This window comes from Streptococcus sp. Z554, assembly GCF_053010305.1.
Window position 1 is genome coordinate 1 of record NZ_JBRKNV010000001.1, and the last position, 19667, is coordinate 19667.

Consider the following 19667-nt stretch of genomic DNA (forward strand, 5'->3'; position numbering starts at 1 on the left):
ATCCAGAGCCAACTCCAGATCCGAAACCAACCCCAGATCCAGAGCCAACTCCAGATCCAGAGCCAACTCCAGATCCAAAACCAACCCCAGATCCAGAGCCAACTCCAGATCCAGAGCCAACTCCAGATCCAAAACCAACTCCAGATCCAAAACCGACCCCAGATCCAGAGCCAACTCCAGATCCAGAACCAACTCCAGATCCAGAGCCAACTCCAGATCCAGAGCCAACTCCAGATCCAGAACCAACTCCAGATCCAGAGCCAACTCCAGATCCGAAACCAACACCGGATCCAGAGCCGACTCCAGATCCAGAACCAACTCCAGAACCTGAAGTCCTTTCAAGTAAGGGAGATCAGCAACCACCAGTAGTTGAAATTCCTGAATTTACAGGTGGAGTTAATGCTGCAGAAGTGGCTGTTCATGAAATCCCAGAGTTCAAGGGTGGCGTTAATGGTGCAGAAGCGGCTGTTTATGACATTCCAGAGTTCAAGGGTGGCGTTAATGGTGCAGAAGCGGCTGTTTATGACATTTCAGAGTTTAAGGGTGGCGTTAATGCTGCAGAAGCAGCTGTTCATGACATTCCAGAGTTCAAGGGTGGCGTTAATTGGGTTGAAGCGGACAAGAATGAGCTCCCAGAGTTCAAGGGTGGCGTTAATTGGGTTGAAGCAGCTAAGAATGAGGTTCCAGAATATAAAGAACCTGTTGCAAGCCCAGCTACACCACTTGCGGATCACAAGCAAATTTCAAGTTCAACAAGCCAAAAACAAGAACAAGAAGGACCAAATGCACCAGCGACTGAAATTAAAGGTCAGCTTCCAGCAACTGGTGAGCAAGATTCAGTAGGCTTAGCCTTCCTAGCTAGTCTTGGATTGGTTCTATCTGCAACCTTTATCAAAAAAGGGAAGGAAGATTAAGTATGAATCTTCATTCGATGTAGAATAGCTTGTTTTAAAAAAGAAAACCAGGGACATTAGTTCCTGGTTTTTTGTGATTAGAACGATGATAAGAATAAATAAAAAAACCAACGAAGCAACCGTTGGTGTTGAGCAATATTTAAGATGCTCCGTTAGTAGCGCTAACTCCTGCTTCAGTAGTAGGAGTATTTACTGAAGAATCAGAGGGCTCATTTTTCTGAGATTTGTCATCTGATTTTGTATCTTCTTTTTTACTAGGAGCTTGAAGGTCTTCTTTTTGAGTTGTTTCTTGATTGTTGGATGGACTTTGTGCAGGAGCATTGGATTCAGCGGGAGCTTCCTTTTGAACTTCCTTGATAATGGTAGTTTGTGGAGTCGTATCTTTATGATCCTTGTTTTTATCTAAAGCATTCATGATAGTGATACTAGCTGTAATCAAACCAAGGATACTGGCTAAAGTTGCAATTGTTTTTTGAAAGACGGTAAAGCCTTTTTTGATATGTTCAGTTTTAGGTTTTGATTTTCTATGATAGTTAGACATAATTTCTCTCCTTTATCATGATTCATTATACCTAAAATCTTTAAAAAAAACTTAAATGAACCTGAACAGCATTTCTTGTCGCCTGAACTGTTTCGTGATACAATAGAAGGAGTGATTTTAGAAAGCGTGAGAAACCATGATTTACTTTGATAATTCGGCTACGACCAAGCCTTATCCTGAAGCATTAGAGACCTATATGCAGGTTGCTTCAAAAATTATAGGAAATCCTTCCAGTCTCCATCGTCTAGGAGACCAGTCGACCAGAATTTTAGAAGCTTCTCGTCAGCAGATAGCGGATTTAATTGGTAAGAAAAACGAAGAAATCTACTTTACATCTGGTGGTACTGAAGGGGATAACTGGGTTATCAAAGGTGTTGCTTTTGAAAAATCGCAATTTGGTAAACACATTATTGTATCTGACATTGAACATCCAGCGGTTAAGGAATCGGCTCTCTGGCTTAAGACTCAAGGATTTGAGGTGGATTTTGCACCTGTAGATGAAAAGGGATTTGTAGATGTAGCTGCTGTAGCAAATCTACTCCGTCCTGATACAATCTTAGTCTCTGTTATGGCTGTTAACAATGAAATTGGCTCAATTCAACCTATTCAAGCGATCTCAGAACTTTTAGCAGATAAGCCAACGATCTCTTTCCATGTGGATGCGGTTCAAGCTTTAGCTAAGATTCCGACAGAAAAGTATTTGACTGACCGAGTGGACTTTGCAACCTTCTCGAGTCACAAGTTCCACGGAGTTCGTGGTGTTGGATTTGTCTATATCAAGTCTGGCAAGAAAATCACCCCCCTATTAACGGGTGGTGGGCAAGAGCGTGACTATCGTTCAACTACTGAGAATGTAGCAGGTATTGCAGCGACAGCCAAGGCCCTGCGTCTAGCTATGGAAAGATTGGAATTGTTTACAAGAAAAACAAGTCAGATGAAGTCAGTCATTCGGCAAGCCCTTCTTGAATATCCAGACATTTTTGTTTTCTCATGTGAGGAAGACTTTGCGCCTCATATTCTGACTTTTGGGATTAAGGGTGTCCGTGGTGAAGTCATCGTTCATGCATTTGAAGACTATGATATTTTCATTTCCACAACCTCTGCTTGCTCGTCCAAGGCAGGAAAACCTGCTGGTACCTTGATTGCTATGGGGGTTGAAAAAGATAAGGCCCAGTCAGCAGTCCGCCTCAGCCTAGACCTAGAAAATGACATGAGTCAAGTGGAGCAATTTTTGACTAAACTAAAATTAATTTACAATCAAACTAGAAAAGTAAGATAGGAGTATTCATGCAGTATTCAGAAATTATGATTCGCTACGGGGAACTGTCAACCAAAGGTAAAAACCGGATGCGTTTCATTAATAAACTACGTAATAATATCTCAGACGTTTTATCTATCTATCCTCAAGTCAAGGTAACTGCTGATCGCGACCGTGCCCATGCTTATTTGAATGGTGCTGATTATGAACCAGTAGCTGAGTCACTCAAACAAGTTTTCGGGATTCAAAACTTTTCACCAGTATATAAGGTTGAAAAATCTGTCGAGGTTCTTAAGTCTGCTATCCAAGATATTATGAAAGATATCTACAAGGAAGGCATGACCTTTAAAATCTCAAGTAAGCGCAGCGACCACAACTTTGAACTTGATAGTCGTGAACTGAACCAAACGCTTGGTGGAGCAGTTTTTGATGCTATTCCAAATGTGCAAGCACAAATGAAAAATCCTGACATTAACCTTCAAGTGGAAATTCGTGAGGAAGCAGCCTATCTTTCTTATGAGACCATTCGTGGGGCTGGTGGTTTGCCAGTTGGCACTTCTGGGAAAGGTATGCTCATGTTGTCAGGGGGGATTGACTCCCCTGTAGCAGGTTATCTTGCACTAAAACGTGGTGTAGATATTGAGGCTGTTCACTTTGCTAGCCCACCCTATACGAGTCCAGGTGCCCTCAAGAAAGCTCAGGATTTGACCCGTAAATTGACGAAGTTCGGTGGCAATATCCAGTTTATCGAAGTACCTTTCACTGAAATCCAAGAAGAAATTAAAGCCAAAGCTCCAGAAGCCTATCTTATGACTTTGACCCGTCGCTTTATGATGCGCATTACAGACCGTATCCGTGAAGTGAGAAATGGTTTGGTCATCATCAATGGTGAAAGTCTTGGCCAGGTGGCTAGCCAGACCCTTGAAAGTATGCAGGCTATCAATGCCGTGACCAATACACCAATTATCCGTCCAGTTGTGACTATGGATAAGTTGGAAATCATTGATATTGCGCAAGAAATTGACACCTTTGAAATTTCTATCCAACCCTTTGAAGACTGCTGTACGATTTTTGCGCCTGATCGTCCGAAAACAAATCCAAAGATTAAGAATGCTGAACAGTATGAAACACGTATGGATGTTGAAGGATTAGTTGAGCGAGCAGTGGCAGGGATTATGATCACAGAAATCACACCGCAAGCCGAAAAAGATGCTGTCGATGAATTAATTGAAGATCTTCTTTAATGCGAATAACTGAAATTCCTAAGAAAAAAGTTAGTTTTTATCCTAAATTTGGACGAAAACCGACTTTTTTCTATTTTTGTGCTATAATAAGATAAAATTTTGAATATAGAGAGTTTTCTGACAATGAATCAATCCTATTTTTACCTGAAAATGCGAGAGCATAAATTAGTGGTTCCCTACACAGGAAAGGAGCGACGGGTACGTGTACTTCTTCCTAAAAACTATGAGAAAGACACGGATCGAACTTATCCAGTTGTCTATTTCCACGATGGTCAAAATGTCTTTTACAGTAAAGAATCCTATGTTGGACATTCCTGGAAGATTATTCCTGCCATCAAGCGAAATCCTGATATCAGTCGCATGATTATCGTGGCTATTGACAATGATGGATTTGGACGGATGAATGAGTACGCAGCATGGAAATTCCAAGAGTCTAATATTCCTGGTCAACAATTTGGTGGTAAGGGTGTCGAGTATGCTGAGTTTGTCATGGAAGTGGTTAAGCCTTTTATAGACGAAAACTATCGTACAAAGTCTGACCGCAAGCACACTGCCATGATTGGATCTTCTCTAGGAGGCAATATTACCCAGTTTATCGGCTTGGAGTATCAAGACCAGATTGGGTGCTTGGGTGTCTTTTCATCAGCTAACTGGCTTCACCAAGAGGCCTTTAATCGTTATATCGAGCGAAAAAAGCTATTGCCAGACCAGCGTATCTTTATCTATGTTGGGACGGAAGAAGCAGACGATACAGATAAGACCCTCATGGCTGGCAATATTAAGCAGGCCTATATCGACTCTTCTCTTCGCTATTATCATGATTTGATAGCAGGAGGAGTGCAGTTGGAAAATCTCTCTCTAAAGGTTCAAGCCGGAGCCATTCACCATGAAATTCCATGGTCAGAAAATCTTCCAGCTTGCCTACGCTTTTTTGCAGAAAATTGGTAATTCGTATAAAGGAGACAGGATATGCATATTGAACATCTTAGCCACTGGAGTGGAAACCTAAACCGTGAAATGTACATCAACCGATACGGACATGCTGGCATCCCAGTTGTTGTCTTTGCTTCCTCGGGTGGTAGCCACAATGAATATTATGATTTTGGAATGATTGATGCTTGCGCATCCTTTATCGAAGAAGGTCGAGTACAGTTCTTTACCCTTTCAAGTGTAGACAGTGAGAGCTGGCTTGCGACTTGGAAAAATAGCCATGATCAAGCAGAAATGCACCGTGCCTATGAACGATATGTGATTGAAGAAGCGATTCCGTTTATCAAGCACAAAACAGGCTGGTTTGATGGTATGATGACAACAGGTTGCTCTATGGGAGCTTATCACGCTCTCAACTTCTTCCTGCAACATCCAGATGTCTTTACCAAGGTAATCGCCCTTAGCGGTGTCTATGACGCGCGCTTCTTTGTAGGTGACTACTACAATGATGATGCTATCTATCAAAATTCACCAGTAGACTACATCTGGAATCAAAATGATGGTTGGTTTATTGACCGTTACCGTCAGGCTGAGATTATTGTTTGTACAGGATTAGGGGCTTGGGAGCAGGATGGTCTGCCTTCTTACTATAAACTCAAAGAAGCCTTTGACCAAAAACAAATTCCTGCCTGGTTTGCAGAATGGGGACATGATGTTGCCCATGACTGGGAATGGTGGCGCAAACAAATGCCTTATTTCCTCGGTCATATGAGTCTATAAAAGGAGTTGCTTATGAATTATCTTGTAATTTCACCCTATTACCCACAAAATTTTCAGCAATTTAGTATTGAGTTAGCCAATAAAGGAATCACAGTTCTAGGGATTGGGGAAGAACCCTACGAACAACTAGATGAACCATTGCGCAATAGCTTGACGGAGTACTTCCGAGTTGATAATCTTGAAAATATCGATGAGGTTAAACGTGCAGTAGCCTTTCTCTTTTATAAGCATGGCCCAATTGATCGCATCGAATCTCACAATGAATATTGGCTAGAATTGGACGCTGCTCTTCGTGAACAGTTCAATGTCTTTGGTGCCAAACCAGAAGATCTCAAGAAGACTAAGTTCAAGTCTGAAATGAAGAAACTCTTCAAGAAAGCTGGAGTTCCAGTGGTTCCAGGTGCTGTTATTGAAACAGAAGCAGACGTTGATAAAGCTGTGAAAGAAATCGGACTTCCCATGATTGCAAAACCTGATAACGGAGTAGGAGCAGCAGCAACCTTTAAGCTAGAAAGTCAGGAAGATGTGGACAAGTTCAAGCAAGAATGGGACCGTTCAATCGTTTATTTCTTTGAAAAATTTGTAACTTCAAGTGAAATCTGTACCTTCGACGGTTTGGTAGATAGAGACGGAAATATTGTCTTTTCTACGACCTTTGACTATGCCTACACTCCTTTAGATTTGATGCTTTACAAGATGGATAATTCTTATTACGTTCTTAAGGAAATGGATCCTAAATTACGTAAGTATGGTGAAGCGATTGTCAAAGAATTTGGCATGAAAGAACGTTTCTTCCACATTGAGTTCTTCCGTAACGGTGATGATTATATTGCCATTGAGTACAATAACCGTCCAGCAGGTGGTTTCACGATTGATGTTTATAACTATGCCCATTCGATTGATTTGTACCAAGGCTATGCAGCTATCGTTGCAGGGGAACCCTTCCCAGAGTCTCCATTTGAGACTCAGTATTGTCTTGCAACATCTCGTCGTGCCAATGCCAACTACCTTTATTCAGAGAAAGACTTGCTGGCTAAATATGATCAGCAGTTCAAGGTCAAAAAAATCATGCCAGCTGCTTTTGCTGAACTGCAGGGAGACTATCTCTATATGCTAACGACACCAAGTCGTGAAGAAATGGAACAAATGATTAAAGATTTTGGTCAGCGTCAGGAATAAAGCAGAGAAGGTAAAAGAAACTTGATTTCTTTTGCTCTTCTAAATATCAGTTAAATAAGCGTTTTCAACATATTATTTTATAAAATTTGTTGATAAATAGATTAAAAATTGATAGAATAAGATTTGTCAAAAAAATATTAAGGAGAATCTATCAATGGATTTCACATGGGCTATTAAATATGCCACAGAATTTTTGGGAACAGCTATTTTGATCATTCTTGGTAATGGTGCTGTTGCTAACGTTGAACTTAAAGGTACAAAAGGTCACCAAAGTGGCTGGCTCGTTATTGCAGTCGGTTATGGTATGGGGGTTATGATTCCAGCCTTGATGTTTGGTAACGTTTCTGGTAATCACATCAACCCAGCCTTCACTCTAGGTCTTGCTGTTAGTGGACTTTTCCCTTGGGCGCAAGTTGCACCATACATCATCGCTCAAGTTTTGGGAGCAATCTTCGGTCAAGCTTTGGTTGTTGCGACTCACCGTCCATACTACTTGCAAACTGAAAAAGCAAACAATATCTTGGGATCTTTCTCAACTATTTCAAGTTTGGACCAGGGAACAAAAGAAACACGCTATGCAGCAACTGTGAATGGTTTTATCAACGAGTTTGTTGGTTCATTCGTTCTCTTCTTTGCAGCACTAGGGATGACAAAGAACTTCTTTGGAGCTGAAGCTCTTCAATACATGAAGCAAGCAGCTTCTCAAGCAGGTCAGACTATTGATTTTACTCAAATGTCATTGAAAGCTCAAATTGCACCACACACAGCTGCTGGAATTTCAGTTGCTCATTTGGCACTTGGTTTCCTAGTTATGGCTTTGGTAACTTCACTTGGTGGCCCTTCAGGACCAGCTTTGAACCCAGCTCGTGACTTTGGACCTCGTCTTCTTCACGCTATACTCCCTAAATCAATCCTTGGTGAGCACAAGGGTGATTCAAAATGGTGGTATGCTTGGGTACCAGTAGTAGCACCGATTGCAGCTGGTATTACAGCAGTAGCACTATTTAAATTCCTTTACCTATAAGAAACTAAAACTGGGCTAGCCCCAGTTTTTTCTTGTACAAATGGTATTGGATTCGTTTCTATTATAAGAGTTTAAATCGTCAGATTTTTTTCATTTTAAATCAAAAGATGTAAATATGGCAAAAATATGGTAAAATAGAGTATTAAGTAAACGTTAAAAAGGAATATTATGCGTAAAGAAATTGCACCTGAATTATACAATTACAATAAATTCCCTGGTCCTGAATTTCATTTGTCTGGAGATAAAGTCGAAGCGGAAGGTTTTACTTTTACCTTAGTTGAAAATAGCAAGGAAGCCTTTGATGCCACAGTATTTTCTCAACGCTTTTCAGAAGTTTTAACCAAGTATGATTATATTGTAGGAGACTGGAGTAATGAACAGTTACGCTTGCGTGGTTTCTACAAAAATGAGCGAGCTGAAGAATCTCTTGAGAAAATCAGTCGTTTACAGGATTATCTACTCGAGTATTGTAGCTATGGATGTGCCTATTTTGTCTTAGAAAACGAGACGCCTAAACGAGCACCATTTGATCAAAAAATGCGCAAGAAAGAAGAAGAAAAAGACAACCGAAAAGGGAAGAAATCTTCTCAAAATAGGAAAAGAAATCATACGGATAAGAGAAATAGACGTCGTCGTAAAGAACAGAAACCTCAGAATGAAGAAAAGGAACAACGTCATTTCGTCATCCGTAAGAAGGACTAGAAAATAAGGAGAAAAGATGAAACCGTCGATTTACAGTTTAACACGTCAAGCTATGCAAGAATGGGTCTTAGAGCAAGGAGAAAAGAAATTCCGAGCAGATCAAATCTGGGAATGGCTTTACCGTAAACGTGTTCAGACATTTGAAGAAATGACCAATTTGTCTAAAGATTTGATTGCCAAGCTCAATGACCAGTTTGTAGTCAATCCCTTAAAACAACGGATCGTTCAAGAATCAGCTGATGGTACTGTGAAGTATCTTTTTGAACTGCCAGATGGTATGTTGATTGAGACAGTTCTGATGCGTCAACACTACGGTTTATCAGTCTGTGTAACGACTCAGGTTGGATGCAATATTGGTTGTACCTTCTGTGCGTCAGGCTTGATTAAGAAGCAACGTGACCTCAATAACGGAGAAATTGTTGCCCAGATTATGTTGGTTCAGAAGTATTTTGACGAACGTGGACAAGATGAACGTGTTAGCCATATCGTTGTTATGGGTATTGGGGAACCATTTGATAACTACAATAATGTTTTGAACTTTATCCGTATCATCAATGATGACAAGGGAATGGCTATCGGTGCTCGTCATATCACCGTATCCACTTCTGGCTTGGCTCACAAGATTCGTGAGTTTGCCAATGAAGGAGTACAGGTTAACCTTGCTGTTTCTCTTCATGCTCCAAACAATGAACTGCGTTCAAGCATTATGAAGATTAACCGTGCCTTTCCAATTGAAAAACTCTTTGCAGCTATCGAGTATTACATCGAGACAACCAACCGCCGTGTGACTTTTGAGTATATCATGCTCAATGAAGTCAATGACGGAGTTGAACAAGCGCTTGAGTTGGCAGAATTGCTGAAGAACATCAAAAAATTGTCCTATGTCAACTTGATTCCTTACAACCCAGTTAGTGAGCATGACCAATACAGTCGTAGTCCTAAAGAACGCGTGATGGCCTTTTATGATACGCTCAAGAAAAAAGGCGTCAACTGTGTTGTTCGTCAAGAACACGGTACAGATATCGATGCCGCATGTGGACAATTGCGTTCAAATACCATGAAACGTGATCGCCAAAAAGCAGTAGCTGAAGTAAATCCATAAGATGAATCGAAAAACATTACTAAGCCTGGGAATCGTGTTATACAGTCTTTGTATCGTCTGTTTTTGTTTTACTCCCCAGCCTCAACTTCCTACAGGAGTGGAAACTCCAGGTATTCAAACTATTGGACGCCTGGTTTTTCTTTTGACGCCTTTTAACTCTTTGTGGAACCTGGGAGAAGTAACCAGCCCTATACAACTGTTTTGGATTTTTTTGCAAAATGCCTTAAATATCCTCTTGCTTTTTCCATTGATTTTCCAGCTTCTCTATCTCATACCTAGTCTAAGAAAAACGAAGAGAGTGATTTTGATTAGCTTTTTACTGAGCTTGGGAATCGAATGCACACAGCTAGTGTTAGATTTTTTATTTGATTTCAATCGGGTATTTGAGATTGATGATTTATGGACCAATACTTTAGGTGGTTACCTAGCTTGGCTCCTCTATAAACTACTACATAAAGATAAGGAAATAAAATGAGTATCTTAGAAGTTAAAAATTTGAGTCACGGTTTTGGTGACCGTGCGATTTTTGAAGACGTGTCCTTCCGTCTCCTCAAGGGTGAACATATCGGTCTGGTCGGTGCTAATGGTGAAGGGAAATCAACCTTCATGAGTATCGTGACTGGTAAGTTGGTACCTGATGAAGGTAAGGTGGAATGGTCCAAATATGTGACAGCAGGTTACCTGGACCAGCATGCAGTTCTCAAAGAAGGTCAAACTGTGCGTGACGTATTGCGTACAGCCTTCGATGAGTTGTTTAAAGCAGAAGCTCGTATCAACAACCTTTATATGGAAATGGCAGAAGAGGGCGCTGATATTGATGCTCTGATGGAAGAAGTCGGGGAACTTCAGGACCGTTTGGAAAGTCGTGATTTCTATACCTTGGATGCTAAGATTGACGAAGTTGCGCGTGCTCTCGGTGTTATGGACTTTGGGATGGATACAGACGTAACAGCCTTGTCTGGTGGACAAAGAACCAAGGTACTCTTGGCTAAACTTCTTCTTGAAAAACCAGATATCTTGTTGCTTGACGAGCCAACCAACTACTTGGATGCGGAACATATTGACTGGCTTAAACGCTATCTTCAGAACTATGAGAATGCCTTTGTCCTTATTTCGCATGACATTCCATTCCTCAATGACGTTATCAATATCGTATATCACGTTGAAAACCAACAGTTGACTCGTTATTCTGGTGATTACTACCAGTTCCAAGAAGTCTATGCCATGAAGAAATCACAACTAGAGGCGGCCTATGAACGTCAACAGAAAGAAATTGCGGACCTCAAGGATTTCGTAGCCCGTAATAAGGCGCGTGTCGCAACTCGTAATATGGCCATGTCTCGCCAGAAGAAATTGGATAAGATGGACATTATCGAGCTTCAAAGTGAGAAACCAAAGCCCTCATTTGACTTCAAAACAGCTCGTACACCTGGACGCTTTATCTTCCAAGCCAAAGACTTGCAGATTGGTTATGACCGACCGCTTACCAAGCCATTAAATCTTACCTTTGAGCGCAATCAAAAGGTTGCCATCATTGGTGCCAATGGTATCGGTAAAACAACCCTCTTGAAGTCTCTTTTGGGTATTATCCCGCCAATTGCTGGTGAAGTTGAACGCGGTGATTATTTAGAACTTGGCTACTTTGAGCAAGAAGTGGAAGGTGGCAATCGTCAGACACCTTTGGAAGCTGTTTGGAATGCCTTTCCAGCTCTCAACCAAGCAGAAGTCCGTGCAGCCCTTGCTCGCTGTGGATTAACGACTAAGCACATCGAAAGCCAAATTCAAGTCTTATCAGGTGGGGAACAAGCCAAGGTTCGTTTCTGTCTCTTGATGAATCGTGAGAACAATGTCCTTGTTCTAGACGAGCCTACCAACCACTTGGATGTGGATGCCAAGGACGAACTCAAACGTGCTTTGAAAGAATATAAAGGCTCAATCCTTATGGTTTGCCACGAACCAGACTTCTATGAAGGTTGGATGGATCAAATCTGGGACTTTAATGAATTAACATAAATGGTTATAAAAAAAAAATCCAAGTCAAATAGACTTGGATTTTTTAACTAATTTAGTTGCTTAACAGTATCGTTCTCAAAGTAACTCTTGCCATTTTCAACAACCATCGTGATGGTGACGTCGGTATATTTGCCGTCAGATAAAGTGCTAACAGTGAATTTATAGATACCATCTGATAGAGTTCCGACTGGAAGTGATATTAATTTATCTTTTAAGTAGTCCACACGATTATCATTTTTATGATTTTGTATATCGTCGATTTCACTAAAATTTAAGTGTTTGATAGAAACGATTAAAGATTTATTGTTGATATGTTTGTCAATATCGATATTGTAAAAGCCTGCAATATCATTATCTCCATTTTCTCTGTTTTTCACAGCCTCTTTAATAAGAATACTATAAAATTTTTTTCGATCAGCTGGTGTAATCTCGACAGAATAATTCTCTAATAATTTGAAACCAACTGCCTCATTTAGTTTAGTCGCTATATCATCTCTTAATTTTAAATCTCTTATTTTTTCTTCGTAGACTTTTAAGACAAATTCAAATTGTTCAAGTGTAACTTTATCAAATAACTCTTTTTCCGTATCGTTTTCAAGATAGGAACGAATTTCTTTTTTGTCCTTTTCATCTAATGTTGTTTCGTGTGTTCCATTATGAACATCAGAAACATCAATAAAATCGATAAAACTTTCTCCGTTCGATAAAGTCTCATTATAGAATAAAGTAGTAAGTGTTCCGTTATAAGGCTCGATTAAATGTTTTTTCTCATATACTTCGACTTTTCCTTTTAGGCCAAAGTCTTTAAAGTCCTGTACATATTGATCCGTCGACCCCCATACTGAAACTTTGCTATTCGTGATTAACAATAAATTACATAACAAAACGACTATAGTCCCAAAAACAAAACTTGATTTGTTTGAAGACTTGTCGATTTGATCGAGCTTTGTTTTTTGAAATTTCCCAATAAAGAAAATAGCAGAGTAGAGAAGATTAATACAAAATAATGTTGGAAAATTATCAATATAATTGATCGGCCACCAGCGTAGATATATCATATTTGATAATTGTAAGCAAACTCCTATAGTCGCTAAAATTACTTGTATATTACTAGTCTTTCGAACTAAGGGATTCTCTTTATAGGTTGATTTTAATTTGAGAGGATCCCTAAAGGCAAAAAAATTACCTAAAAGAATCAAAGCTATTGCTAAAAAGAATACAGGCCATAGAATGAAAAAAGCATAACCTGCTGAATAGAAGAGGGCAAAATAAACTAGATTATAGATTAAATATCCTAATAAGACCAAGCAAAGTCTGATCAAGCTTATTTTATATGGTTTCATAGAAAGCCTCCATAAATTGTTAACTCTATTATACCATAGAATTATACGCAAGGGAGCGCTTTCAAAATTGTTACTGACTAATGAAAAAGATAGGTCTATTGACCTATCTTTTATTAATAGTTTAGATATTGTTCAATCTCAGACTTTTGAATTTCTTTTCCATAGTGACAAATCGGGCAAGAAACGAAATAAGTTTTTCCGTAAGGAAAGAGTGGAATCCAGTAAAGAGTAAATTTATGTCCGTATTCCGTAATTTCCCAAGTACCAACATTGTTACAATGGCCACACTCGATAGTAGTTTGAGTATGTCCCAACACTTTTTGGTAACCTTTTGACCCCCAAAATAGAATCATTTTATAATCTCCTTAAAATAAATGATGTTATTGTTTACTAAAATCGTAGTCTTTCACAATTTCGATACTATCGATAGTGATAGCAGTTGTTGGTTTATCTTTTTCGTCTTTTTCAGTCTTTGCGATTTTATCTACAACATCCATCCCATCAATCACTTGACCAAAGACTGGGTGTTTACCATCAAGAGTTGGATTTCCACCTTCTTTGTAGGCTTCGATAATTTTTTTAGGATAGATATTAGTAGGAAGTTTAGCAGAATAATCTGTGGTACTTTGGTTGATGAAGAATTGGCTACCATTTGAGCTTGGTTGACCAGTATTGGCCATAGATAGGGAACCACGGATATTATAAAGGTATGGAGAGATTTCGTTTTTAAAACCGGTCCCCTTGTCCTTGGTTTTGTCCTTATCGTGCCAGATAGATTCACCACCTGTACCATCCCCTTTTGGATCTCCGGTTTGTACCATAAATCCGTCAATCACGCGGTGGAAAGTAACCCCATTGTAGTAGCCTTCCTTAGCGTGAGTAAGGAAGTTTTCAACCGCAAGTGGAGCTAACTTTGGAAAGAGCTTGATACGAATATCCCCTTGGCTAGTGTGGAGGATAGCTTCAGCCTCATCTTCAGCGACTTCCTTAGAAAGTTGAGGGAAGTTCGCATTTTCGTTGGTTAAAGCGTCTTTCAAATCTTTTTCTGCTTGGGAAGCAGCCTTGGAACTCTCCTCAGCAGCAATCTTAGAATCCACGTAATCATCACCACGAAGTGCACGTTGGATACTTGTACATCCACCGAGAGCAAAAGTTGAAATGAGTAGTAGTGTAGCTAATTTTTTCATGTTATTCCTTTCAAAATTCATTTCTACCATTGTACCGTAAAAGGAAGTGGATTTCAAATATTAGTAACAAGGTAGTTTAAGAGGAAATCAACTAAAAAGTCGCTTGATTAGAGATTTTTCTTTGGATGACGGTTGACAATGTCCTGGTATTGTTCCAGTATCCGCTCTCCTTTTGGCTTCAATTCCTAACGAATCAATGAACTTAATGCTAGGTCTCGAAAAGAATTATGCTTCCTCTTTCTGTCTGAGTTCAAAGAGGTCTTCTACTTTCAGATTAAAAACTTGAGCAATTTTAAGAGCCATTTCCAGCGAAGGATTGTAACGATTATTTTCCAAGTGCAGAATTGTCTCGCGTCGAATACCGATGAGGTCGGCTAACTCCTGCTGGGTCATGCCTGTGGACTCACGAACAGATTTGAGATTAGTAATAATCTTGCTTTTTTTTGCCATGCTTATCCCCTCCGTTCCAAGATAAGATAGACAACCGCAAAGATGAAAATCAAGGCAGCTAAGCTAATAAAGATCTGGCCCATGTAAAGAGTGAGAGACCCCATATACCCAATGATAACTGCTAGGATTATCAATGCGCCTAGTATAAAAACAAACATCAAGCCAGCTGCCTTTGCTAAATTAGCATAAAAACGTTCGTCCGGAGTTTCCTTGACATTTTTCAAAGAGAAAAAACCAAATACACTCACTTCAATAACGAGGCCAATTCCCAAAATCCATTCTCTAATACCAGAGCTTTCGCTAGGGGTTGCAACCAAAAACCCTACTGTATAAAAAATGCTTGCTGCAAACACAAGTATCGTGTAAAGCTTAGCAGACAAGTCAAAAATAGTCTTTCCCTTACCTTTCTGAATCTTATGAGGTCGTGGTTTCATATGTAGCCAGCCCCAAATAGCTACAATCTGACTTAACACTGAAATACCAACAATAACTAACTTGGGTCCCCAACTAAGATTAGAACCAAATAAAACAATAAAATCAATAGAGAGAGCTACGGCAATCATTGAAATGAGGCCACGCATTTTTTGACTTTTTTTCATGATAGACTCCTTTTTATGTTATAAATATATAACATTTAAATTTTATGTTATAAATATATAACATTTAAATTTTATGTTATAAATATATCACACTTAAATTTAGAAAGCAAGAATTTTATGTGTCAATGTAGCAATTATTTGGAAAAAATTTTTAATTAAAGACCTCGCTAGTCAAACAACTAAAGAATTCTTTGAAGCAATGCATCTGATTTGGTTTGGATAGTTTTGTTAATAAGTCCTTGTTTCATTTGGGAACGGGCTTGGGATTTAGGAGCCAAGCATCCAAATCACGTTCCGGATAGATGAAGGATTTGACTTGATGGTCTTTATAAAATGTTTCTAAAATAGTATTTATGACATTCTCTTTCTGATTTTTCCTAAAAAATATAACAAATTTCTAAAAATTTTAAAGTCTGTCAAGTTTTTTTCTTGACACCTCTCAGAAATCTGTTATAATAGAACATGTGCTAAATAGCTTAGCTATTTCACCGAAATAAAAAAATAAAAGAAAAGAGATATTAAAAATGGCAGTAAAAATCCGTTTGACTCGTATGGGTTCTAAGAAAAAACCTTTCTACCGTATTAACGTAGCAGATTCACGTTCACCACGTGATGGACGTTTCATCGAAACAGTTGGAACTTATAACCCACTTGTTGAAGAAAACCAAGTGACTTTGAAAGAAGACCGTATTCTTGCATGGTTGGCTGATGGAGCTCAACCTTCAGATACAGTTCGCAACATCCTTTCAAAAGAAGGCGTATTGAAGAAATTCCACGATTCTAAATTCTCAAAATAAGTTTAAAGTAGGTTGACAGATGGATACGATTGAAAATCTCATTATTGCAATTGTGAAACCTTTGATTTCACAACCAGATGCCTTAACTATCAAGATTGAAGATACACCAGAATTTTTGGAATATCATTTGGATCTTGACCAGAGCGATGTGGGTCGTGTAATCGGTCGTAAGGGTCGCACTATTTCTGCGATAAGAACGATTGTCTACTCTGTCCCAACTGAAGACAAAAAAGTAAGAATCGTTATTAATGAAAAATAAGAAAAGCGGGACATGGTCTCGCTTTTTTTGCAAGGAGAAAAAATGAGTGATTTAACAGTCAGACAGCTAGAGGAATACTTACTTGACCACTACCAACAATCTAGAACAGAAGAAGGACTCTTTATAAAACTAGTTGAAGAAGTTGGAGAAGTTGCTGAGGTTTTAAATGGACGTTCAGGTAGAAAAGAGGGTGTCCAAGATTCAAACGAGGAATTGGCAAAGGAGTTGGCAGATATCATTCACTACACAGTGGCAATTGCAGCTATCAACCATATCGACCTAACGAAGACTATTTTTGAAAAAGATAAAAAAGCAGCCATCAAGTATCAACATGCACAAGATTTGGAAGGATTTTTAGAAAGAAAGCATCCATAGTAGCCGTTTTCTCCAACTTGAGAAAATCCCTATAACATGATAAAATAAAGGGAGAAATAGATACAGGAGATCAGATGAACTACTTTAACGTTGGTAAAATCGTCAATACGCAGGGGCTACAGGGTGAGATGCGAGTCTTGTCAGTGACAGATTTTGCTGAAGAACGCTTTAAAAAAGGGGCAGAGCTTGCCTTATTTGATGATAAAGATCAGTTTGTGCGAACAGTGGTCATTGCAAGCCACCGTAAACAAAAAAACTTCGATATCATCAAGTTTAAAGATATGTACCATATCAATGATATCGAAAAATATAAGGGCTACAGTCTGAAGGTTGCTGAGGAGAATCTCAATGACCTCGATGAGGGTGAGTTTTACTACCACGAGATTATCGGTTTAGAAGTCTATGAGGGAGATAACTTGATTGGAACTATCAAGGAAATCCTTCAGCCAGGCGCCAATGATGTCTGGGTAGTCAAACGCAAAGGTAAACGAGACTTACTCTTACCTTATATCCCTCCTGTAGTTCTCAATGTAGATATTCCGAATAATCGTGTGGATGTTGAACTTTTAGAAGGGTTAGACGATGAAGATTGATATTTTAACCCTCTTTCCAGAAATGTTCACACCCTTAGAACATTCCATCGTTGGCAAGGCTCGAGAAAAAGGACTCTTAGAGATTCATTATCATAATTTTCGTGATTATGCTGAAAAGGCCCGTCATGTTGACGATGAACCCTATGGCGGTGGTCAAGGGATGCTACTACGAGCACAACCCATCTTTGATGCCTTTGATGCCATTGAAAAAAAGAACCCGCGAGTGATTCTCTTAGATCCAGCTGGAAAACAGTTTGACCAAGCTTATGCTGAGGATTTGGCGAAAGAAGAAGAGCTTATCTTCATCTGTGGTCACTATGAGGGTTATGATGAGCGGATTAAGACCTTAGTAACCGATGAAATTTCTCTGGGAGATTATGTCCTGACTGGTGGAGAACTAGCAGCAATGACCATGATTGATGCGACGGTTCGCTTGATTCCAGAAGTTATCGGCAAGGAAGCTAGTCACCAAGATGATAGCTTTTCATCAGGACTCTTGGAATATCCTCAGTACACAAGACCTTATGATTTTCGTGGCATGCTAGTCCCAGATGTACTCATGAGTGGACATCATGAAAACATACGTCAATGGCGACTCTATGAGAGCCTAAAGAAAACTTACCAACGTAGACCAGATTTGCTGGACAACTATGAATTGACAGCAGAAGAAGCAAAAATGTTAGCAGAAATTAAAGAAAATAACAATTAAAAGGAGAAACCTATGCAAGTAATCAAACGTGATGGACAAGTCGCTGATTTTGATCCAGATAAAATCTACCAAGCGATCCTTAAGGCAGCTCAAACAGTCTATGTATTGACTGACGATTTGCGTCAAAACCTAGCTCAAGTCACTAAAAAGGTTGTTTTGGATTTGGAAGAAGCAAAAGTAGAACGTGCAACTATCAGTATGATTCAATCAATGGTTGAGCACCGCTTACTTGGTGCTGGCTATATTACAATCGCAGAACACTATATCTCTTACCGTTTGCAACGTGATTTGGAGAGAAGTGGTTACGGCGATCACATTGCTGTTCACCTTCATTTTGAACAAATTCGCTAAAATAAAAAGAGTGAGATGGTAGAAGCATCTCACTCTTTCTTAAATCTTCTTTTTTGAGCAGTTTGGATAGTAGAAGGAACGAAAGTTACTCTTCGAATATCCGACACTCGAATAATACGGCTGACGTTTTTGGCGAAATTTTTAACGATAATTTGTTGGCGGTCAGTATCATACTTGATAATGTCGCCTGTAAAACTGGACTCGGCAAAAATGATGTGTACAGCCGTTTTTTTAGCTAAGGCTTCTTCAAGTCTAGCAATTAGGGGATCGCTTTTTTCAGGAATGGAATCTTCATGTCCATTAATAAAATCATGGACTTTTTGCAAAGCCTGTTTTAAAAAATCTTTCATTCCGGCCTCCCTTCTTTTAATCATTATATAAAAATTTTATGAAATCTACAAGATTTTTCGAATAATCAATTGAGAACAAAAGGAGAAGAATATGGCAGAATTTACTTTTGAAATTGAAGAACACTTGCTTACTCTATCTGAAAACGAAAAAGGATGGACCAAAGAAATCAATCGTGTCAGCTTTAATGGTGCACCAGCTAAGTTTGATATCCGTAGTTGGAGTCCAGACCATACGAAGATGGGGAAAGGGATCACCCTCTCAAACGAGGAGTTTCAAGTCATGGTGGATGCCTTCAAGAATCAATAAGCATTTATGGAAGAATAATCCAAAAGAAGCTGGGAAAAACCAGCTTCTTTTTATTTACTTGAAAAATAAGATTGAGTACGGAGACGTTGAAGGAGTGGTCGTCCGATAAAACTGATGGCAACGATTTTTGCAAGATCAGGAATGATAAAGGGAATAACACCGACAGCCAGTGCTTTATCAAATGGCATCCCAGCTAAGAAGTGGAGGCTGAGAATACCACCTACAAAGACAAGAGAATCTCCCAAGAGATTTGCAAAGAAAATACGTAAGACGCCACTATTTGTGTGAATGAGATAGGAAGTAAGTCCCGCATAGACAAGGTCGAACCAAAGATAACCAGCGCTTGGCCCTACCAAAACATGAAAACCAGCTCCTCCACCGGCGAAGACAGGAATACCGATAGCACCCAGCAAGAGATAGAGACCAACAGAAAGAACTGCTTCCCTTGGTCTAAAAACAGTAGCAATGAGCCCGATAGCAAAGTTTTGTAGCGTAAAGGGAACTGGACCAATCGGGATACTAATCTGGGCCAATACTGCAATAAGGGCTGCTCCAATGGCAGGGATAGCGTAAATGTGCGATTTTTTCAAAATAGTTAACCTCTTCTATAATTTATAGTAACTATTATACCGAAAGAGAACTAAATGTCAACCTATTTTA

Annotated in this window: 26 protein-coding genes; 18 read left to right on the forward strand and 8 right to left on the reverse strand. The window is 39.3% G+C overall.

All coding sequences use genetic code 11. The annotated features are described in order from the left end of the window. On the forward strand, positions 1-914 hold a 914-nt coding region (locus ACVC7R_RS00005; protein ID WP_447262970.1), incomplete at its 5' end, for an SIALI-17 repeat-containing surface protein. Between the two features lie 139 nt (positions 915-1053). On the opposite strand, the gene ACVC7R_RS00010 is transcribed toward ACVC7R_RS00005, so the two are convergent. After that, on the reverse strand, positions 1054-1455 hold the full coding sequence (locus ACVC7R_RS00010) for a DUF6556 family protein (protein WP_447262971.1): 402 nt from the start codon (positions 1453-1455) through the stop codon (positions 1054-1056). Between the two features lie 136 nt (positions 1456-1591). Here ACVC7R_RS00010 and ACVC7R_RS00015 point away from each other — a divergent pair, with 136 nt between their 5' ends. The 10 genes from ACVC7R_RS00015 (at position 1592) to ACVC7R_RS00060 (ending at position 11687) form a co-directional block, all read left to right on the forward strand. After that, positions 1592-2734: a cysteine desulfurase family protein gene (locus ACVC7R_RS00015; RefSeq protein ID WP_447262972.1), complete on the forward strand. Its 1143-nt coding sequence runs from the start codon at positions 1592-1594 to the stop codon at positions 2732-2734. A gap of 8 nt (positions 2735-2742) precedes the next feature. Continuing rightward, complete coding sequence (thiI, locus tag ACVC7R_RS00020; protein ID WP_447262973.1) at positions 2743-3957, forward strand: tRNA uracil 4-sulfurtransferase ThiI; 1215 nt, start codon at positions 2743-2745, stop codon at positions 3955-3957. A 123-nt stretch (positions 3958-4080) separates the two neighbouring features. Beyond that, positions 4081-4905 (forward strand): alpha/beta hydrolase, encoded by an 825-nt coding sequence (locus ACVC7R_RS00025; RefSeq protein ID WP_447262974.1) that lies wholly within the window; start codon positions 4081-4083, stop codon positions 4903-4905. A 21-nt stretch (positions 4906-4926) separates the two neighbouring features. Then, on the forward strand, positions 4927-5667 hold the full coding sequence (locus tag ACVC7R_RS00030) for an esterase family protein (RefSeq protein WP_447262975.1): 741 nt from the start codon (positions 4927-4929) through the stop codon (positions 5665-5667). A 12-nt stretch (positions 5668-5679) separates the two neighbouring features. Then, positions 5680-6846 (forward strand): ATP-grasp domain-containing protein, encoded by a 1167-nt coding sequence (locus tag ACVC7R_RS00035; protein ID WP_447262976.1) that lies wholly within the window; start codon positions 5680-5682, stop codon positions 6844-6846. A 154-nt stretch (positions 6847-7000) separates the two neighbouring features. After that, positions 7001-7870: an aquaglyceroporin Gla gene (gla, locus tag ACVC7R_RS00040; protein ID WP_447262977.1), complete on the forward strand. Its 870-nt coding sequence runs from the start codon at positions 7001-7003 to the stop codon at positions 7868-7870. 168 nt (positions 7871-8038) lie between these two features. Next, positions 8039-8572 carry a YutD family protein gene (locus ACVC7R_RS00045; protein ID WP_447262978.1) on the forward strand — a complete coding sequence of 178 codons (534 nt, stop codon included), beginning with the start codon at positions 8039-8041 and terminating at the stop codon, positions 8570-8572. A 16-nt stretch (positions 8573-8588) separates the two neighbouring features. Next, positions 8589-9674, forward strand: a complete 1086-nt coding sequence (gene rlmN, locus ACVC7R_RS00050; protein ID WP_447262979.1) for a 23S rRNA (adenine(2503)-C(2))-methyltransferase RlmN — start codon at positions 8589-8591, stop codon at positions 9672-9674. A gap of 1 nt (position 9675) precedes the next feature. Further along, positions 9676-10149: a VanZ family protein gene (locus ACVC7R_RS00055; protein ID WP_447262980.1), complete on the forward strand. Its 474-nt coding sequence runs from the start codon at positions 9676-9678 to the stop codon at positions 10147-10149. Further along, entirely contained in the window at positions 10146-11687 is a 1542-nt protein-coding gene (locus tag ACVC7R_RS00060; protein WP_447262981.1) for an ABC-F family ATP-binding cassette domain-containing protein, read from the forward strand. The genes ACVC7R_RS00055 and ACVC7R_RS00060 overlap by 4 nt, the downstream gene beginning before the upstream one ends. Positions 11688-11734: 47 nt before the next feature. Here ACVC7R_RS00060 and ACVC7R_RS00065 read toward each other — a convergent pair whose 3' ends face one another. From ACVC7R_RS00065 to ACVC7R_RS00085, 5 genes are all read right to left on the reverse strand, one after another. Then, positions 11735-13030 (reverse strand): hypothetical protein, encoded by a 1296-nt coding sequence (locus ACVC7R_RS00065; RefSeq protein WP_447262982.1) that lies wholly within the window; start codon positions 13028-13030, stop codon positions 11735-11737. Positions 13031-13143: 113 nt separating this feature from the next. Then, positions 13144-13383 (reverse strand): zinc-ribbon domain-containing protein, encoded by a 240-nt coding sequence (locus tag ACVC7R_RS00070; RefSeq protein ID WP_447262983.1) that lies wholly within the window; start codon positions 13381-13383, stop codon positions 13144-13146. 27 nt (positions 13384-13410) lie between these two features. Further along, a complete protein-coding gene (locus tag ACVC7R_RS00075) occupies positions 13411-14217 on the reverse strand; it encodes a peptidylprolyl isomerase (protein ID WP_447262984.1) in 807 nt (268 codons plus the stop codon). Positions 14218-14442: 225 nt separating this feature from the next. Then, positions 14443-14667: a helix-turn-helix transcriptional regulator gene (locus ACVC7R_RS00080; protein WP_447262985.1), complete on the reverse strand. Its 225-nt coding sequence runs from the start codon at positions 14665-14667 to the stop codon at positions 14443-14445. Positions 14668-14669: 2 nt separating this feature from the next. After that, a complete protein-coding gene (locus ACVC7R_RS00085; protein ID WP_447262986.1) occupies positions 14670-15266 on the reverse strand; it encodes a DUF3796 domain-containing protein in 597 nt (198 codons plus the stop codon). A gap of 524 nt (positions 15267-15790) precedes the next feature. Between ACVC7R_RS00085 and rpsP the strand changes: the two genes are divergently transcribed. The 6 genes from rpsP to ACVC7R_RS00115 all read left to right on the forward strand — a co-directional run bounded on the left by rpsP (position 15791) and on the right by ACVC7R_RS00115 (position 18350). Beyond that, a complete protein-coding gene (gene rpsP, locus ACVC7R_RS00090; RefSeq protein WP_004253064.1) occupies positions 15791-16063 on the forward strand; it encodes a 30S ribosomal protein S16 in 273 nt (90 codons plus the stop codon). Positions 16064-16082: 19 nt separating this feature from the next. Beyond that, positions 16083-16322, forward strand: coding sequence for an RNA-binding protein KphA (gene kphA / locus ACVC7R_RS00095; RefSeq protein ID WP_000379619.1), 240 nt, complete (start codon positions 16083-16085; stop codon positions 16320-16322). Between the two features lie 42 nt (positions 16323-16364). Further along, the gene (locus ACVC7R_RS00100) at positions 16365-16697 is read left to right on the forward strand and encodes a MazG nucleotide pyrophosphohydrolase domain-containing protein (protein ID WP_447262987.1); all 333 of its coding nucleotides are present in this window, start codon (positions 16365-16367) and stop codon (positions 16695-16697) included. A 74-nt stretch (positions 16698-16771) separates the two neighbouring features. Further along, positions 16772-17290, forward strand: a complete 519-nt coding sequence (gene rimM, locus ACVC7R_RS00105) for a ribosome maturation factor RimM (RefSeq protein WP_447262988.1) — start codon at positions 16772-16774, stop codon at positions 17288-17290. Further along, positions 17280-17999: a tRNA (guanosine(37)-N1)-methyltransferase TrmD gene (trmD, locus tag ACVC7R_RS00110; RefSeq protein ID WP_447262989.1), complete on the forward strand. Its 720-nt coding sequence runs from the start codon at positions 17280-17282 to the stop codon at positions 17997-17999. Before rimM ends, trmD begins: the two co-directional genes overlap by 11 nt. Before the next feature lie 12 nt (positions 18000-18011). Continuing rightward, a complete protein-coding gene (locus ACVC7R_RS00115; RefSeq protein WP_004253071.1) occupies positions 18012-18350 on the forward strand; it encodes an ATP cone domain-containing protein in 339 nt (112 codons plus the stop codon). A 29-nt stretch (positions 18351-18379) separates the two neighbouring features. Here the strand turns inward: ACVC7R_RS00115 and ACVC7R_RS00120 are convergent, their stop codons facing one another. After that, positions 18380-18700 carry a hypothetical protein gene (locus tag ACVC7R_RS00120; protein WP_447262990.1) on the reverse strand — a complete coding sequence of 107 codons (321 nt, stop codon included), beginning with the start codon at positions 18698-18700 and terminating at the stop codon, positions 18380-18382. Between the two features lie 91 nt (positions 18701-18791). On the opposite strand from ACVC7R_RS00120, the gene ACVC7R_RS00125 reads away from it, so the two are divergent. Then, positions 18792-19007, forward strand: a complete 216-nt coding sequence (locus ACVC7R_RS00125) for a YdbC family protein (protein WP_006145796.1) — start codon at positions 18792-18794, stop codon at positions 19005-19007. A gap of 50 nt (positions 19008-19057) precedes the next feature. On the opposite strand, the gene ACVC7R_RS00130 is transcribed toward ACVC7R_RS00125, so the two are convergent. Then, a complete protein-coding gene (locus tag ACVC7R_RS00130; RefSeq protein WP_447262991.1) occupies positions 19058-19597 on the reverse strand; it encodes a biotin transporter BioY in 540 nt (179 codons plus the stop codon). Positions 19598-19667: the final 70 nt, after the last annotated feature.

Coding starts and splice junctions, on each gene's coding strand:
- ACVC7R_RS00010 (WP_447262971.1), bottom strand. CDS start 1,455: ATGTCTAACTATCATAGAAAATCAAAACCTAAAACTGAACATATCAAA.
- ACVC7R_RS00015 (WP_447262972.1), top strand. CDS start 1,592: ATGATTTACTTTGATAATTCGGCTACGACCAAGCCTTATCCTGAAGCA.
- thiI (WP_447262973.1), top strand. CDS start 2,743: ATGCAGTATTCAGAAATTATGATTCGCTACGGGGAACTGTCAACCAAA.
- ACVC7R_RS00025 (WP_447262974.1), top strand. CDS start 4,081: ATGAATCAATCCTATTTTTACCTGAAAATGCGAGAGCATAAATTAGTG.
- ACVC7R_RS00030 (WP_447262975.1), top strand. CDS start 4,927: ATGCATATTGAACATCTTAGCCACTGGAGTGGAAACCTAAACCGTGAA.
- ACVC7R_RS00035 (WP_447262976.1), top strand. CDS start 5,680: ATGAATTATCTTGTAATTTCACCCTATTACCCACAAAATTTTCAGCAA.
- gla (WP_447262977.1), top strand. CDS start 7,001: ATGGATTTCACATGGGCTATTAAATATGCCACAGAATTTTTGGGAACA.
- ACVC7R_RS00045 (WP_447262978.1), top strand. CDS start 8,039: ATGCGTAAAGAAATTGCACCTGAATTATACAATTACAATAAATTCCCT.
- rlmN (WP_447262979.1), top strand. CDS start 8,589: ATGAAACCGTCGATTTACAGTTTAACACGTCAAGCTATGCAAGAATGG.
- ACVC7R_RS00055 (WP_447262980.1), top strand. CDS start 9,676: ATGAATCGAAAAACATTACTAAGCCTGGGAATCGTGTTATACAGTCTT.
- ACVC7R_RS00060 (WP_447262981.1), top strand. CDS start 10,146: ATGAGTATCTTAGAAGTTAAAAATTTGAGTCACGGTTTTGGTGACCGT.
- ACVC7R_RS00065 (WP_447262982.1), bottom strand. CDS start 13,030: ATGAAACCATATAAAATAAGCTTGATCAGACTTTGCTTGGTCTTATTA.
- ACVC7R_RS00070 (WP_447262983.1), bottom strand. CDS start 13,383: ATGATTCTATTTTGGGGGTCAAAAGGTTACCAAAAAGTGTTGGGACAT.
- ACVC7R_RS00075 (WP_447262984.1), bottom strand. CDS start 14,217: ATGAAAAAATTAGCTACACTACTACTCATTTCAACTTTTGCTCTCGGT.
- ACVC7R_RS00080 (WP_447262985.1), bottom strand. CDS start 14,667: ATGGCAAAAAAAAGCAAGATTATTACTAATCTCAAATCTGTTCGTGAG.
- ACVC7R_RS00085 (WP_447262986.1), bottom strand. CDS start 15,266: ATGAAAAAAAGTCAAAAAATGCGTGGCCTCATTTCAATGATTGCCGTA.
- rpsP (WP_004253064.1), top strand. CDS start 15,791: ATGGCAGTAAAAATCCGTTTGACTCGTATGGGTTCTAAGAAAAAACCT.
- kphA (WP_000379619.1), top strand. CDS start 16,083: ATGGATACGATTGAAAATCTCATTATTGCAATTGTGAAACCTTTGATT.
- ACVC7R_RS00100 (WP_447262987.1), top strand. CDS start 16,365: ATGAGTGATTTAACAGTCAGACAGCTAGAGGAATACTTACTTGACCAC.
- rimM (WP_447262988.1), top strand. CDS start 16,772: ATGAACTACTTTAACGTTGGTAAAATCGTCAATACGCAGGGGCTACAG.
- trmD (WP_447262989.1), top strand. CDS start 17,280: ATGAAGATTGATATTTTAACCCTCTTTCCAGAAATGTTCACACCCTTA.
- ACVC7R_RS00115 (WP_004253071.1), top strand. CDS start 18,012: ATGCAAGTAATCAAACGTGATGGACAAGTCGCTGATTTTGATCCAGAT.
- ACVC7R_RS00120 (WP_447262990.1), bottom strand. CDS start 18,700: ATGAAAGATTTTTTAAAACAGGCTTTGCAAAAAGTCCATGATTTTATT.
- ACVC7R_RS00125 (WP_006145796.1), top strand. CDS start 18,792: ATGGCAGAATTTACTTTTGAAATTGAAGAACACTTGCTTACTCTATCT.